Raw genomic sequence first — 14,680 nt, 5'->3', positions numbered from 1 at the left:
GAGTTGATGCCAGACCAGATGCGCAGCTATCTCGATTTCGAAAAGCCCGTCGCCGAGCTCGATTCCAAGCTCGATGAATTGCGGACGCTTGCGGCCTCCGGCAGCGACATCGCCGAGGAGATCGGGCGGATCGAGGACAAGGCGGCGCAGGCGATGGCCGACCTCTATCTGAACCTGACGCCGTGGCAGAAGACGCTGGTCGCGCGGCATCCGCAGCGGCCGCATTTCAACGACTTCATCAAGGGCCTGATCACCGAGTTCACCCCGCTCGCCGGCGACCGCAAGTTCGGCGAGGACGAGGCGCTGGTAGCCGGCTTCGGCCGCTTCCGCGGCGAGGCCATCTGCGTGATGGGCCAGGAAAAGGGCGATTCCACCGAGAGCCGCATCAAGCATAATTTCGGCATGGCGCGGCCCGAGGGCTATCGCAAATGCGTGCGGCTGATGGAGATGGCCGAGCGGTTCGGCCTGCCGGTGCTGTCGCTCGCCGATTCCGCCGGCGCCTATCCCGGCATCGGTGCGGAAGAGCGCGGCCAGGCCGAGGCGATCGCGCGTTCGACCGATGCCTGCATGGCGCTGACCGTGCCGAACGTCGCCATCATCACCGGCGAGGGCATGTCGGGCGGCGCCATCGCCATCACCACCGCCAACAAGGTCCTGATGCTGGAGCACGCGATCTACAGCGTGATCTCGCCCGAGGCGGCGTCCTCGATCCTCTGGCGCGACGGCTCCAAGGCGCAGGAAGCCGCCAACAACATGAAGATCACGGCACAGGACATGCTCCGATTCGGCGTAATCGACAGCATCCTGAAGGAACCGGTCGGCGGCGCCCATCGCGACCCCGCCGCCATGATCGCCACCACGGGCGATGCCATCGCCAAGGCCTTCGACGAACTCCGGGGCCTCGACGGTGACGCCATTCGCAAGCATCGGCGGCAGAAATTCCTCGATATCGGCCGGAAACTGGGCTGATTCGGGCGGTTTGGGACCCGTTGGACGCGTTACCCTCCGCCGTCGTCCAGGCTTTCGCCAGGACGACGCTGGATTTGAGGCCGGCCAAGCCCCGCAGGCGTCCGGTAACCCCGCGTTAACCCTTTTTTTGCCCAAATCAGCGATCTCTGTACCGGTTTGGCCGCGAGGCCCAAGTTACGGCCCAGTTTAAGTCTTCGTTGACCACGCCTTTGGGCCAACGGGCTCGTGATCCCCGTTCGGGTTGCGACCACATGACCCAGAGGTTAGAATTTTAATCAATGGCTTCAGGGCATAAGCGCTGGAGCGTGATTGCGAAAAAGCCCGTCGCGACGGGTCCCGGTCTCCGGTCGGATCATGCTTCAAGATTGGGGTTTGCGCGCGCTGCCCTGGACGGTGTGGGGTCCATCTTGATTTCTCGTTCGCTTGCTCGCGCGTTTCTGGTTTCGGTGGCGCTTGCCGCCAGCTTTGTGCTGGCCGGCTGCGATACTGACCAGGTTTCGCTTGCGACCAATGCCAAGGCCAACCAGCCGGTGCCGCCAAAGCTTCTCGCCGCGATGGTCGAGAAGAACATGGATCTGCAATCACCTATCCTGGTGCGCCTGTTCAAGCAGGAGGCCGAGCTCGAGGTCTGGAAGCAGACCCGCAACGGCCAGTTTGCGCTGCTCAAGACCTATCCGATCTGTCGCTGGTCGGGCGACCTCGGCCCGAAGGTCCGCGAAGGCGACCGCCAGGCGCCGGAAGGATTCTACTCGATCAATCCGGGCCAGATGAATCCGCAGTCGGCGTATTATCTGTCGTTCAACACGGGCTATCCGAACGCGTTCGACAAGGCTTTGGGCCGCAGCGGCTCGCAGCTGATGGTGCATGGCGATTGTTCGTCGCGCGGCTGCTACGCGATGACGGACGAGCAGATCGCCGAGATCTATTCGCTCGGGCGCGAATCCTTCTTCGGCGGCCAGAAGGCGTTCCAGCTGCAAGCCTATCCGTTCAAGATGACCCCGGTGAACATGGCCAAGCACCGGAACAATCCGAACATGCCGTTCTGGAAGATGATCAAGGAAGGCTATGATCATTTCGAGGTGACGCGGCAGGAGCCGAAGGTCGATTTCTGCGAGAAGAAGTACGTGTTCGACGCGGCGAAGGCGCCTGACGCCAAGCGCGATCCGGTGTTCGACGCGTCCGCGAAATGTCCGGCCTATGTGGTCCCCGAGGAGATCGTCAGCGCCGTGCGCGAGAAGGATGCGCGCGACCAGGCTGAGTACAACAAGCTGGTTTCGCGCGGTACGCCCGTTGCGCGTATGAACACCGGTATCGACGGCGGCATGAACAAGATCTTCGCCGCGAAGATTCCGGAAGGCTCGACCGGCCTGTCGGAGGGCGCTGAAGGCACCACCTTGCAGATGCTGGCGATGGCGAAGGCGCCGGGCACGATCCCTGGGCACGTCAATCCGCCGAAGCCGAATCTCGATGCGGCCGCGCCCTCGCCGCAGGAAGAGCCCGTCGTCGCCGTCAGCGCGCCCGCCGCCAACGCCCGCGTCGCCACCGCAGCTGCGCCTGAGAAATCCGGCTTCTTCTCCAACCTCGGCCGCAAGATGGGCATGGGCAACGCCGACGCCACGGCAACCACGCCGCCGCCGCAGGCCACGGCATCCGTCGCCCCGACCACGACGACCACGACGCCGCCCACCGCAGCGTCCCGGCTGAAGGCCGCGGTGACCCGGTTCGTGCCGGGTCGCGACACATCCAAGGATCCAGCGAAGGATGCGCCGAAGCCGGCTGTTGCCGCTGCCAAACCCGCCGAACCTGTGAAGCCCGACACCCGCCTCGCCGCGACCCGCCCGACGCTGAAGCCGTCGGTATCAGATGGCGCGGGTGAAGCGACCCAGATCATGGGCGCCGCGCCGGTCGTGCAGTCGAACTCGTTCGACAGCCGGTTCGGGGCGGTGAAGTAAGCGGGCGCTCCGCTTAATCTCTCCGATCCATCCCAGCCTGACGCCGTCATTCCCCGCGAAGGCGGGGAATCCAATATTCCAGAGGCACTCCTTATCGATCGAGAAGCTGCGGCGTACTGGATGCCTCGCCTTCGCGGGGCATGACAGCCGAGTTCGGTGTGAGAGCGGCGCGCTTCACGCGCGCTCTCCTACGGCGCCAGATACCGCAGCAGCTCCGGATTGCCCCTCACCTCGCCTGCCTCGCCTTGCAGCGCGACGCGGCCGCGGTCGAGCACGTAGGCGTAATCGGCGACGCGCAGTGCGAGGTCGAGGTGCTGCTCAACGATGATGACGGCGATGGTTTTCGCGAGTTCGATCAGGCGCTCGGTGATTTCCTCGATCACGCCGATCCAGACGCCTTCGGTCGGCTCGTCGAGCAGAAGCAGTTTTGGATCGCCCAGCATCGCGCGGCCGATGGCGAGCATCTTGCGTTCGCCGCCGGACAGCGTGCCGGCGGGCTGGTCGAGGCGCTGGCCGAGCTTTGGGAAGATGGTCAGCACGTGGTCGACCGCGTCGGCCTTCCTGCTCGCGAGCGAGCCGACCGCAAGATTGTCGCGCACCGACAGGCGCGCGAACACCGAATGCTCCTGCGGCACGTAGCCGATGCCGGCGCGCACGCGCTCCTGGGTCGCGCGGCGGCTGATGTCGCGCCCGTCGAAGGCGACCTCGCCCTTCCACGCCGGCAGCTCGCCGACGATGGTCTTCATCAGCGTGGTCTTGCCGGCGCCGTTGCGGCCCAGCACGGCGACGCCGCCGCGCCAGGGAATGCCGAGGTTGACGTCGAACAGGACCTGGCTGCGGCCATAGCCGGCGTCGAGATGCTTGATGTCCAAAAATTCAGGCACGGCGCAAATAGATCTCCTGGACGGCCTTGTTGGCCTGGATCTCCGACACCGTGCCGGATGCCAGCACCTTGCCCTGGTCGAGCACGGTGAGGCGATCGCAGATGTCGCGGATGAAATCGAGGTCGTGCTCGACGATGACGAGCGAGCAATGCTTTTTGATCGGCTGCAACAGTTCGCCGGTGACGCGGCGCTCCTCCAGGCTCATGCCGCCGGTGGGCTCGTCCAGCAGCAGAAGCTTCGGCTTGCAGGCAAGCGCCATCGCGATCTCTAGCCATTGCTGCTGGCCATGCGACAGCGCAGCCGCCGCGTCGAAAGCGCGGCCGGCAAGGCGAAATTGCGTCAGCATGGTCATGACCTGATCGTGCAGGAGCCCGCGCGTGCGCGAGAACACGAGATCGAACAGCGAGGACTGCGCCTGCAGCGCGAGCAGGATGTTGTCATAGAGCGTCAGCGTCGGCAGCACACTGGTGATCTGGAATTTCAGGCTCATGCCGGCGCGGGCACGTTCGGTCGGCGTGAACGCGGTGATGTCGGTGTTGATGAAACTCACCTTGCCCTGCGTCGGCACCTCGGCGCCGGCAATGCACTTCATCAGCGTGCTCTTGCCGGAGCCGTTCGGGCCGATCAGGCCGTGAAACTCGTTCTCGCCGACGGTCAGCGCGGCGCCATCGAGCGCGGTGAGCTTACCGAAGATCTTCTTGACGCCGGTGGCTTCAAGGAGCGGCATCGCGCTTCTCCTTCGCTTTGCCACCGAAACTGCCGACCCGCTCGCGTTCGCCGAGCACGAAACTGATCAGGCCGAGCGGCCGGAACAGGATCACGAGCAGGAGCAGCACGCCAAGGATGATCGGCCAGACCTCGCGATAATTGTCCGACAGCCAGAAGCTGACGCCCTCGACGATGACGGCACCGATGACGGCGCCGATCAGCGTCCCGGAACCGCCGAACAGCACATAGAGCACGACTTGCGTCGAGACCACGACGCCGACCATGTTGGGCCAGACGAAACCTTCGTGGAAGGCGTAAAGACTGCCGGCAAGACCCGCCACCGCGCCGCCGATCGCGAAGATGATCGCCTTCAGGTGCTGCGTCTTGTAGCCGAAGAAGGCGATGCGCTGCTCGTTCTCGCGCAATCCCGCAAGCGCCAACCCGAATTGCGAGCGCACCAGAAAACGGCAAAGCAGATAGACCACCACAAGAAGGCCAAGCACGAGATAATAGAACGGCGGCCCTTCCGAGAACTCGTAGCTGCCGAGCGTCATCGACGAGATCGAGGGAATGCCGTTCTGGCCACCGAGATAGTACCAGCCGCGCGCCAGCCGGTCGGCGGCGTAGGATCCGGTCAGCGTGCCCAGCGAGACGAAGATCACGCTGGAGGGATGCCGTCCCAGCAGCAGGAAGCCGCCCAGCAGCAGCGCAAAGGTGAGGCCGATGATGGTGCCCGCAGGCAGCACCAGGAAGATGTTGGTGATGTTGAGGTCGCGCGCGAGCAGCGCCACGCCATAGCCGGCCGAGCCGAAAAACAGCGCCTGGCCGAAGCTCATGATGCCGGCATAGCCCCACACCAAATCGAACGACAGCGCGAACAGCGCGAGGATGATCACCCGCGTCGCGAACACCGTGAGGTAGTCCTGCAGCAGCAGCGGCGCGAGCAGCGCCGCGGCGAGCACGACGCCCTCCACGATCGGCAAGACCTTTCGGCCCGAAGCGGCTTGCTTCGTTGGTCCGTGCTCAGTCATGGCGACGTCCGCCTCCCCGCCGATCTCGGCGGGGATCGCCTGTTTCACTGCGCCCATCGACTTCAGCATTCCGGCTTAACACTCCTTGGGGTCGACGAGCCCGTCGCTGCGTCCGACGATCTCGTAATTCCCGCCCTTGGCGACCGCGGTGTACATCTTCATCTTGCAGTGCCGCTTGCCCGGGACCATCTCGGCCGGTCCACCCGGGCCCTCGGCGATCTTGGCGTGGTCGAGCGTAGCCGCGACCGACTCGCGGTCGATCTTGCCGGCTTCCTTGACGGCGGCTTCCCACAGCTTCAGCCCGCGATAGGTGCCGGTGGCGGCGCTGCCGGCGGCGAACAGGAAGTTGCCCGGGAAATCCTTCTCGTAGGCGGCCTGGATTTTTGCGTCGAACGGGTTCTCCTTGGTCAGCACCTTGAAATAGTCGAGACAGCTGGCGAGACCCTCGATCTCGGCGGCCTGATTGATGTTGAGCGTGTTCTCGTCATAGTAGACGCAAGCCAGCCGTCCGCCGTTCTTCAGGAAGCCCGCTTCATAGAGCTGCTTGAAGAACGGGCCGACGCCCGGCGGGATGACGGTGTTGAAGACGACGTCGACCTTGTTGGAGATGATGCGGTTGACGGTCGAGGAGAAGTCGACCTGGTCGAGCGGATAGTATTCCTCGAACACGACCTCGCCGCCATTGGCCTCGATCACCTTGCGGGCATAGACGTTGAGCGTGTGCGGCCAGACGTAGTTGGCGCTCGGCAGCGCGAACTTCTTGCCGCCGTTCTTGATCAGCCAGGGAATGAACTCGTCGCACTGCTGCGCGGGCGTCGGCCCGGTGCAGAACAGATAGGGCGTGCACTCCTTGCCCTCGTAGAGCTGCGGATAGATGTAGAGCGTCTTGCCGCGCGCGACGATCGGGTCCTTGATCGCGTTGCGCATCGACGAGGTGATGCCGCCGAGCACCATGTCGACCTTGTCGCGCTGGATCAGCTTGCGGACATTGCCGACCGCGACGGATTCGTTCGAGGCGGTGTCCTCGATGTAGAGCTCGAGCGGGCGGCCGAGCAGACCGCCGCCGGCGTTGATCTCCTTGATCACCATCTTGGCGACGTTGGCGTCGGCATTGCCGGCATAGGCGATCGGCCCCGTGAGGTCGGTGGCGATACCGACCTTGATCGGGGCTTCGGCCGCATTGGCCCAGGGCGCCGGGATCACCCAACTGCCGACGCCGGTTGCGACCGCCCCGGAGGCAAAGGCGAAATTCGAGAGGAAGCGGCGGCGGGAGAGCTGAGTGCGATCGGACATGTGACTAAACCCCTTTTCCAGCAATGAGGCCCTGCGGCCGGAATTTGATGAAGACGATGGCGAGAACGAAGACGAGGACATCGGCCACGACGGGCGCCATCACCCAGGGCAGCGCGGCACTGAGCGTGCCGATGACGCCGGCGCCCGCGACCGGCCCGATGAAGGAACCGACGCCGCCAACCATGACCGCGACGAAGCCCTGGATCAGGAAGCGCAGGCCGAGATCGGCGAACAGGCTGAACACGGGGACGATCAGCGCGCCGGCAAGGCCGGCAAGTGCCGCGCCGAACGCAAAGGTGGCGCCGTAGATCAGCGGCGTGGAGATTCCGGAGGCGCGTGCCAGCGACGGATTTTCCAGGGTGGCGCGCACGCGCAGGCCGAAGCTGGTGCGCGCCAGCAGCAGATAGCAGCCGCCCATCACCAGCGCCGTGATGACGATGATGGTGAAGCGCCAGGCCGAGATATGCATGGCGCCGATGTCGATCGAGCCGCCGATCGGCTCCGGCACGGTGAGATAGAAGCCGCCGATCAGGCCGCGCACGGATTCGCGGATGATCAAGCCGAGCGCATAGGTGCCGAGCATGGCGACGATGGGGGCTGCGTAAAAGCGTCGGATGATCAGCGCCTCCAGCACGAAGCCGAGCGCGCCGACGACGAAGGGCGCGGCGACCATGCCGGCCCAGATCGGCAGGCCCTTGGCATAGGCGAGATAGGTAATGTAGGCCCCGAGCAGAACGAACTCGCCCTGCGCGAAGTTGAAGATGCCCATCATGCTGGCGATGATCCCGAGCCCCAGCACGATCAGGACGATGATCGCGCCGAAGCTCAGGATCTCGAACGCCGCGACGAACGCGTTAGCCATGCGCCAGCGCCTTTCCCGTTCCGATGGAATCGGAACGGGGCTCAGGCTTGTTGTCTTGACACGTTTTCCTGGCGCGAACCGGTATCCACGTCGCGCGGAAACGCTTCCCTGTTCCGTTGGCCCGCATCAATGCCTCGCTCACATCTTCTTCCAGTCGCCGATCTGCTCGAAGGCGTGGGCGGCGCGGTAGATGATGGATTCCTCGAACATGCGGCCGACCAGCATCAGGCCGACGGGCAGGCCGTCGACCATGCCGCAGGGCAGCGACATCGCGGGATGATGGGTGATGTCGAACGGCGCAGTGTTGGAGATCATCTCCAGCGCACGTGCGACATAGTCCTCGCGGCTGGCGTTGGGCTCCGGTAGTTTCGTCGCCTTCATGGGCGTGGTCGGCAGCAGCAGCAGATCGTAATCCCCAAAGGCCTTGTCATAGGCCGCGGTCAGGCGCCGGGAGATGTTGAGCGCCTTGCCGTAATAGCGCGGACCAAAAGTGTTGTTGATGTAGGTGCCGAGCAGCAGGAACAGCTTTGTGGTCTCGGACAGGGAATCCGCCTGCCGCCGCCAGCCGCGATGGAAGTCCATCAACGTGGTCGAATAGAGATCGGACCGGCTCAGCCCATAGCCGTCGCCATACATCATGGTCTGGGTCATGCCCTCGGTGCCGATCGGCGTCCAGATCGCGGGACCCATGAGATGCATCGGGATCGAAACGGTCTCGACCGTGGCGCCGAGATCCCTGAAACGCTTTGCGGCCTCCCGCACGCTTTCGTTCACGGCGGCCTCCGCGTTCGCCTGCTCAAAGCCTTCCTTGAGGATGCCGATCTTCATGCCCTTGACGCCCTGGCCGAGCGCCTTGGTGTACTCCTCGACCTTGGGCGCCTTGATGCGGGGATCGTAGCCGTCGTCGCCGGCCAGCACCTCCAGCAGCAGCGCGTTGTCGGCGACGGTCGCCGTCATCGGGCCGGTGTGATCGACGAACACCTCGATCGGCATGATGCCGGTGTAGGGCACGAGGCCCCAGGTCGGCTTCATGCCATAGGTGCCGCAGAACGAGGACGGCATGCGGATCGAACCGCCCTGGTCGCCGCCGATTGCCATGTCGACCTCGCCGAGCGCGACGACGACGCCTGAGCCTGACGACGAGCCGCCGGCCGAATAGCCCATCTTGTGCGGATTGTGGACGGCGCCGACCGCGTTGGTGTGGCTGCCGCCGGACATGCAGAAGGATTCGCAATGGACTTTTCCGGCGATCTCGGCGCCGGCATCGAGCATGCGGGTGACGATGGTGGCGTCGAAATCGGGGACGTAACCTTCGAGCGTCGCCGAGCCGTTCATCATGGGCACGCCGGCGAGCATGATGTTGTCTTTCAGTGCGACCGTCTTGCCCTTGAGCTTGCCGCTCGCCGCACCCTTCACGGTCGACTTGCGATACCAGGCGTTGCGCGGGTTCTCTTCCGGCGAGGGCCGATAGCCCGGCGTGCGCGGATATTTGACCTCTGGCACCTCGTCCGGCATGGCGCCGACGAGATTGTAGGCTTCGATCGAGCCCTGCATCAGGCCGCGGAACGAGGCGACGTCGTCGTCGGTCAGCGAAAGGCCGCACTGGTCGGCGACACTGCGCAATTGGGCTGGCGTGGGAAGGACAACTGTCACGGCGCTCTCCTCAAAAGCTTCTTGATCCCCGGAATTGGAATCCTTGGCATTGGAGCCTCATGGGCGCGCGTGCACGGCGCGAGCCCATCGGCTTCATCTCGATATTACAGACGGAAATATTTTCCTTTTCAAGTATTATTTTGGATTGGGGCGTTTGCAGATGGCCGCACCCGCATCAGATCGGCTTGATCAGCTTGAAATCGAGGCCATCCGCCCCGGCGAGATACATTTGCATCCGGGTGTGACCGTTCCTGACGGTGACGGGACCGCGCGCGCCGCCATAGACGATGTTGCGGCCGGCCGCGAGCATCGGCCCCATCGCCAACGTGCCCGCCTTGTTCGCCACGGCCTCGAGGAAGCGCAGTCCCTCATAGCTGGATTGGCCGAGCGAGCCGATCGGGGGGCCGTTCGGTCCGAACATCGCGCGATAGCGGCTCTGGAAGTCGTCGTTGGCCCGCGATCCGATGCCGGGGAAATAGCCGGAGGCGCAGAACAGGTTCTCGCTGTTGTCGGCGCCGATTCCGAGCAGCACGGTCTCGTCCATCGCCCCCGCCAGCCGCAGCGTCGCGGCGCCAAGACCACATTCGCCGAACGCGCGATTGAACGTGATGCTGTCGGTGCCGATCAATGAGATCAGGACGACGTCCGGCCTCGCGGCACGGATGCGCTCCAGATGCGGCTCGTGGTTGTCTTCGCCGAGGGGAACGAACTCTTCGCCGACGACATGGCCACCGGCCTCCTTGATGTAGCGCTTCACCGCGCGGTGCGACTGCCAAGGCCAGACATAGTCGCTGCCGATCAGGTACCAGCGCGCCGCCTTCTTGACGTCGGCAAGCCAGTGGATGGAGGGGCGGCTCTGCCAGCGCGGCGTCTCGCCGATCGCCATGACGCCCGGCGTCTGCTCGCCGCCCTCGTAAACGGGCGTGTAGATGTAGGGGATGCGGTGACGGGTGGTGACCTTGCGCAGCGCCACGCGCACCGCGCTGGTATGCAGTCCGACGATGAGGTCGATCTCATCCGAAGCGATCGCCTGCTCGGCGCGGCTCAGAATCCCGTCGAGTGGGCCGCCCGCGTCATAGATCGAAAGCTCGATTTCGCGCCCGAGAATGCCGCCGCGCTTGTTGATCTCGGCGACCGCGAGCTGCGCGCTGCTTGTCGCGCACGGGCCCCAAACGCCGGGCGAGCCGGTGCAGCACATGAAGCCCCCGATGCGGAGCTTGTTGTGTGCGCCGCGGCGCTTCATGAAATGCGCGTCAGTCGGCGACAGGTCGAAATCCGCTGCCGCGGACGACAGATTCCTGAACAGCAAGGACGGCGGTAACGCCGGACCGCCGTGAGCCGGGAAGTTTACCGTCGCGCGCACGCCAACTCCTGTCTGAGACCAGACTTGAAAGCTCATTCGAGAGGCGGCCGCGGCACCCCGCCCTATTGTTGGGCAATATCCTATTTTGAAAATATTGAATATTCAAGAATTGAAGTGCATATAGATGCAGCATCGATTGCAAGACATTCACTCATTTGGGTCAAGACAAAGTCTTAGCCGTGGCAAAACCGAACACCCCGATCACCGAACACCTCGCCTACCTGCTCGCGCAAGCCAACCGGGAGATCAACCGGCAGCTCGAACTGCGGTTGAGCAAGGAAGGCGTGCCCGTCGAGCAGTGGCGCATCCTGAAAGTCCTGTCGGATGGCAACGGCCATTCGATGGGCGAGCTCGCGGACGCCGTGCTGCTCAACCATCCGACACTGACCAAGATGATCGACCGCATGGTCTCCGACACGCTGGTCTACCGCGTGCAGGACCCGAACGATCGCCGCAAGGTTCTGATGTTCATCTCCGATCGCGGCAAGGTGCTGAGCAAGAAGCTCAACTCGCTCGCGGTCGACCAGGAGGAGCACATCCTGGAGAGCTACGGCGACAAGTCGACGAGCGAATTAAAGCGGCTGCTGGAGAGCTTGATCGATAGTTCGAACTGAGTGGTGCGTTTAGCTAGCTCCCTCGACACGGTCGTCCCGACGATGGAGATGGAGCTGCGCGCCACATACTCGCTGTCATCGCCCGATTTAATCGGGCGATCCAGTATTCCAGAGACTGATGTGATTTGAACCGAGAAGCCGCGGCGTACTGGGTCGCCCGGCTAAACCGGGCGACGACAGCGGAGAGTGAGGCACCGACGTCGGCGCCTCACATTCAAGCCTTAGGCATACCGCCCGTGGCAGTGCTTGTACTTCTTGCCTGAGCCGCAGGGGCAATCCTCGTTGCGGCCGATCTTGCCCCAGCTTGCCGGGTTCTTGGGATCGCGCAACGCGGCGTCGGTGGCCTGCGCTCCGAGGGTGACGCTGGCGAGCGCCATTTCGTCCTCGCCGGTGTTCGGATCGAACTTGTGCGCTTCCATCGGCGGCAGCACCGGGGCTTCCTGCTCCGGCGGCACGATCTCGACCCGCATCAGCTGCGCCGTGACGGCCTCGCGCAGATGCGCGCTCATCTCCTGGAAGAGGTTGAACGCTTCGGTCTTGTACTCCTGCAACGGATCGCGCTGGCCGTAGCCGCGCAGGCCGATGACCTGGCGCAGATGGTCGAGCATGATCAGATGCTCGCGCCAGAGATGGTCGAGCGTCTGCAGCAGAATGGTCTTCTCGACGTAACGCATCACGTCGGGGCCCCATTGCCCGACCTTGGCCGCCATGTGCTCGTCGGCCCGGGTCTCGATGCGCGTGAGCAGCTCCTCGTCGGCGATGCCCTCTTCCTTGGCCCAGTCCTCGACCGGCAGGTCGAGATCGAGCACGCGCTTGAGCTCTTCCTTCAGGCCCGCGACGTCCCACTGCTCGGCATAGGCATGCTCGGGCACGTGCTTGGCGACGAGGTCGTCGATGAAGGCGTGGCGCATGTCGGCGACGGTCTCGGCGACGCTGTCGTCCTTCATCAGGTCGACGCGCTGGTCGAAGATCACCTTGCGCTGGTCGTTCTGGACGTTGTCGAACTTGAGCAGGTTCTTGCGGATGTCGAAGTTGCGGGCCTCGACCTTCTGCTGCGCCTTTTCGAGCGCCTTGTTGATCCAGGGATGGATGATCGCCTCGCCCTCCTGCAGGCCGAGACGCTGCAGCATGCTGTCGAGGCGATCCGAGCCGAAGATGCGCATCAGATCGTCTTCCAGCGACAGGAAGAATTTGGAGCGGCCGGGGTCGCCCTGACGGCCGGAACGGCCGCGGAGCTGGTTGTCGATGCGGCGGGATTCGTGGCGTTCGGAGCCCATGATGTAGAGGCCACCGGGCTTCTTCACGGTCTTGGCCGGCTTCGAACCCTTCGCCGGCTCGATCTCGACCTCTTCCTCGGCCTTCAGCACGATCTCGCGGAAGTGCTCGATGTCGGCCTTGATCTGCTCGATCTTCAAGGCCTTCTCGGCCTGGTCCTCGATCGAAGCGGCCTCCTGCTGGATGCGCATTTCCAGCGAGCCGCCGAGCTTGATGTCGGTGCCGCGGCCGGCCATGTTGGTCGCGATCGTGATCGCGCCGGGGACGCCGGCTTCCGCGACGATGTAGGCTTCCTGCTCGTGGAAGCGCGCGTTCAGCACCGCGAACAGCTTTGCCGGTTTGCCGGCGCGGGCCGCGGCGTACAGCTTCTGCATCGAATTTTCGTTGCCGAAATCGATCTGCCGATAGCCGTGCTTCTTGAGATATTCGGCGATCACTTCCGATTTTTCGATCGAGGCGGTGCCGACCAGCACGGGCTGCAGCCGCGCATTGGCGCGCTCGATCTCGGCCAGGATCGCGGCGTATTTCTCGTTCTGGGTGCGATAGACTTCGTCGTCCTCGTCGAGACGGGCGACCGGCAGGTTGGTCGGGATCTCCACGACCTCGAGCTTGTAGATGTCGAACAGTTCGTCGGCTTCGGTCAGCGCCGTGCCGGTCATGCCGGCGAGCTTTTCGTACATCCGGAAATAGTTCTGGAAGGTGATCGAGGCCAGCGTCTGGTTTTCGGGCTGGACCTGCACGTGTTCCTTGGCTTCCAGCGCCTGATGCAGGCCTTCGGAATAGCGGCGGCCCTGCATCATGCGGCCGGTGAACTCGTCGATGATGACGACCTCGTCGTCGCGGACGATGTAGTCCTTGTCGCGCGTGAACAGCGTGTGGGCGCGCAGCGCCTGGTTGATGTGGTGCACGACGGAGACGTTCTCGACGTCGTAGAGCGACTCGCCCTTGAGCTGTCCGGCATCGCGCAGCAGCGTTTCGATCTTCTCCATGCCGGCTTCGGTCAGCGTCACCGTGCGCTGCTTCTCGTCGACGTCGTAGTCGGACTTGTCGAGCTTGGGCAGGAAGCCGTCGATGGTGTTGTAGAAGTCGGAGCGGTCGTCGAGCGGGCCGGAGATGATCAGCGGCGTGCGCGCTTCGTCGATCAGGATGGAGTCGACTTCGTCGACGATCGCATAGAAGTGCGGCCGCTGGACCATGTCCTCGAGCCGGTACTTCATGTTGTCGCGCAGATAGTCGAAGCCGTATTCGTTGTTGGTGCCGTAGGTGATGTCGCAGGCATAGGCCATCTTGCGCTCGGAATCGTCGAGGCCGTGCACGATCACGCCGGTGGTCAAGCCGAGGAAGCCGTAGATCTGGCCCATCCAGTCGGAGTCGCGGCGGGCGAGGTAGTCGTTGACGGTGACGACGTGGACGCCCTTGCCGGCGAGCGCGTTGAGATAGACCGCGAGCGTTGCAACCAGGGTCTTGCCTTCGCCGGTCTTCATCTCGGCGATGTCGCCCTCGTGCAGCACCATGCCGCCGATCAGCTGGACATCGAAATGGCGCTGGCCGAGCGTGCGCTTGGCGGCTTCGCGGACCGTGGCGAAAGCGGGGACCAGGAGGTCGTCCAGCGTCTTGCCCTCGGCGAGCTGCTTCCTGAACTCGGCGGTGCGGGCCTTGAGGGCCTCGTCGGAGAGTTTCGAGACCTCGGGCTCCAGCGCGTTGATCGCGTTGACGCGGGACTGATATCCCTTCACCCGCCGGTCGTTGGCGGAGCCGAAAAACTTACGGGCGAGCGCGCCGATCATGCTTAGTTCCTGTGTTCGCGATTCAACCGCGTTCGCGTTGCAGCCAAGAGGTTGTCACCCGCCTGCCTATCAACTCACCGTGACGCCTGCTGGGCGCCGGAGCCCCGTCTGCGGGGGGTCCATCCGCCATATGGGTGGGAGTTGGGCAAGTCTGGGTTCAACGGCCAAAAACGCAGCAAAATAAACGCCATCGCATGGACGCGACCGGGCAGAGATATGGCCCGGTCAGGGCCTTGTCAACGGCGGGTGCATTGCGGCTAATTCATCATTTTGACAGACTTTTCGCGTT

Annotated in this window: 11 protein-coding genes; 3 read left to right on the top strand and 8 right to left on the bottom strand. The window is 64.0% G+C overall.

Going from position 1 to position 14,680, the window contains the following annotated elements; translation table 11 throughout:
- The first annotated feature begins 6 nt into the window (after positions 1 to 6).
- Together IVB40_RS01855 and IVB40_RS01850 are read left to right on the top strand one after the other, a co-directional pair.
- The gene (locus IVB40_RS01855) at positions 7 to 969 is read left to right on the top strand and encodes an acetyl-CoA carboxylase carboxyltransferase subunit alpha (RefSeq protein ID WP_007599220.1); all 963 of its coding nucleotides are present in this window, start codon (positions 7 to 9) and stop codon (positions 967 to 969) included.
- Positions 970 to 1,376: 407 nt separating this feature from the next.
- Positions 1,377 to 2,921, top strand: a complete 1,545-nt coding sequence (locus IVB40_RS01850) for a murein L,D-transpeptidase family protein (protein WP_247817952.1) — start codon at positions 1,377 to 1,379, stop codon at positions 2,919 to 2,921.
- Between the two features lie 188 nt (positions 2,922 to 3,109).
- On the opposite strand, the gene IVB40_RS01845 is transcribed toward IVB40_RS01850, so the two are convergent.
- The 7 genes from IVB40_RS01845 to IVB40_RS01815 form a co-directional block, all read right to left on the bottom strand.
- Positions 3,110 to 3,805, bottom strand: coding sequence for an ABC transporter ATP-binding protein (locus tag IVB40_RS01845; RefSeq protein WP_007599215.1), 696 nt, complete (start codon positions 3,803 to 3,805; stop codon positions 3,110 to 3,112).
- Positions 3,798 to 4,532, bottom strand: coding sequence for an ABC transporter ATP-binding protein (locus tag IVB40_RS01840; protein WP_027567990.1), 735 nt, complete (start codon positions 4,530 to 4,532; stop codon positions 3,798 to 3,800). The genes IVB40_RS01845 and IVB40_RS01840 overlap by 8 nt, the downstream gene beginning before the upstream one ends.
- Entirely contained in the window at positions 4,519 to 5,613 is a 1,095-nt protein-coding gene (locus IVB40_RS01835; protein WP_247817951.1) for a branched-chain amino acid ABC transporter permease, read from the bottom strand. The genes IVB40_RS01840 and IVB40_RS01835 overlap by 14 nt, the downstream gene beginning before the upstream one ends.
- A gap of 6 nt (positions 5,614 to 5,619) precedes the next feature.
- Positions 5,620 to 6,837 carry a substrate-binding protein gene (locus IVB40_RS01830; RefSeq protein ID WP_007599205.1) on the bottom strand — a complete coding sequence of 406 codons (1,218 nt, stop codon included), beginning with the start codon at positions 6,835 to 6,837 and terminating at the stop codon, positions 5,620 to 5,622.
- 4 nt (positions 6,838 to 6,841) lie between these two features.
- Entirely contained in the window at positions 6,842 to 7,699 is an 858-nt protein-coding gene (locus tag IVB40_RS01825) for a branched-chain amino acid ABC transporter permease (protein WP_063992465.1), read from the bottom strand.
- 138 nt (positions 7,700 to 7,837) lie between these two features.
- Entirely contained in the window at positions 7,838 to 9,352 is a 1,515-nt protein-coding gene (locus IVB40_RS01820; RefSeq protein WP_247817950.1) for an amidase, read from the bottom strand.
- A 175-nt stretch (positions 9,353 to 9,527) separates the two neighbouring features.
- The gene (locus tag IVB40_RS01815) at positions 9,528 to 10,715 is read right to left on the bottom strand and encodes a substrate-binding domain-containing protein (RefSeq protein ID WP_247817949.1); all 1,188 of its coding nucleotides are present in this window, start codon (positions 10,713 to 10,715) and stop codon (positions 9,528 to 9,530) included.
- 179 nt (positions 10,716 to 10,894) lie between these two features.
- On the opposite strand from IVB40_RS01815, the gene IVB40_RS01810 reads away from it, so the two are divergent.
- A complete protein-coding gene (locus IVB40_RS01810; RefSeq protein ID WP_007599198.1) occupies positions 10,895 to 11,329 on the top strand; it encodes a MarR family transcriptional regulator in 435 nt (144 codons plus the stop codon).
- Positions 11,330 to 11,550: 221 nt separating this feature from the next.
- Here the strand turns inward: IVB40_RS01810 and secA are convergent, their stop codons facing one another.
- Positions 11,551 to 14,391 carry a preprotein translocase subunit SecA gene (secA, locus tag IVB40_RS01805; protein ID WP_027567996.1) on the bottom strand — a complete coding sequence of 947 codons (2,841 nt, stop codon included), beginning with the start codon at positions 14,389 to 14,391 and terminating at the stop codon, positions 11,551 to 11,553.
- Positions 14,392 to 14,680: the final 289 nt, after the last annotated feature.

The sequence above is a fragment of the Bradyrhizobium sp. 40 genome (genome assembly GCF_023100925.1).
GTDB lineage: Bacteria > Pseudomonadota > Alphaproteobacteria > Rhizobiales > Xanthobacteraceae > Bradyrhizobium.
The sequence above is the reverse complement of the archived record's forward strand: the minus strand, read 5'-3'. Positions and strand labels throughout refer to the sequence as shown.

What these genes read in the sequence shown, in the direction of transcription:
- IVB40_RS01855 (WP_007599220.1), top strand. Translation starts at nt 7, where the DNA reads ATGCCAGACCAGATGCGCAGCTATCTCGATTTCGAAAAGCCCGTCGCC.
- IVB40_RS01840 (WP_027567990.1), bottom strand. Translation starts at nt 4,532, where the DNA reads ATGCCGCTCCTTGAAGCCACCGGCGTCAAGAAGATCTTCGGTAAGCTC.
- IVB40_RS01835 (WP_247817951.1), bottom strand. Translation starts at nt 5,613, where the DNA reads ATGCTGAAGTCGATGGGCGCAGTGAAACAGGCGATCCCCGCCGAGATC.
- IVB40_RS01830 (WP_007599205.1), bottom strand. Translation starts at nt 6,837, where the DNA reads ATGTCCGATCGCACTCAGCTCTCCCGCCGCCGCTTCCTCTCGAATTTC.
- IVB40_RS01825 (WP_063992465.1), bottom strand. Translation starts at nt 7,699, where the DNA reads ATGGCTAACGCGTTCGTCGCGGCGTTCGAGATCCTGAGCTTCGGCGCG.
- secA (WP_027567996.1), bottom strand. Translation starts at nt 14,391, where the DNA reads ATGATCGGCGCGCTCGCCCGTAAGTTTTTCGGCTCCGCCAACGACCGG.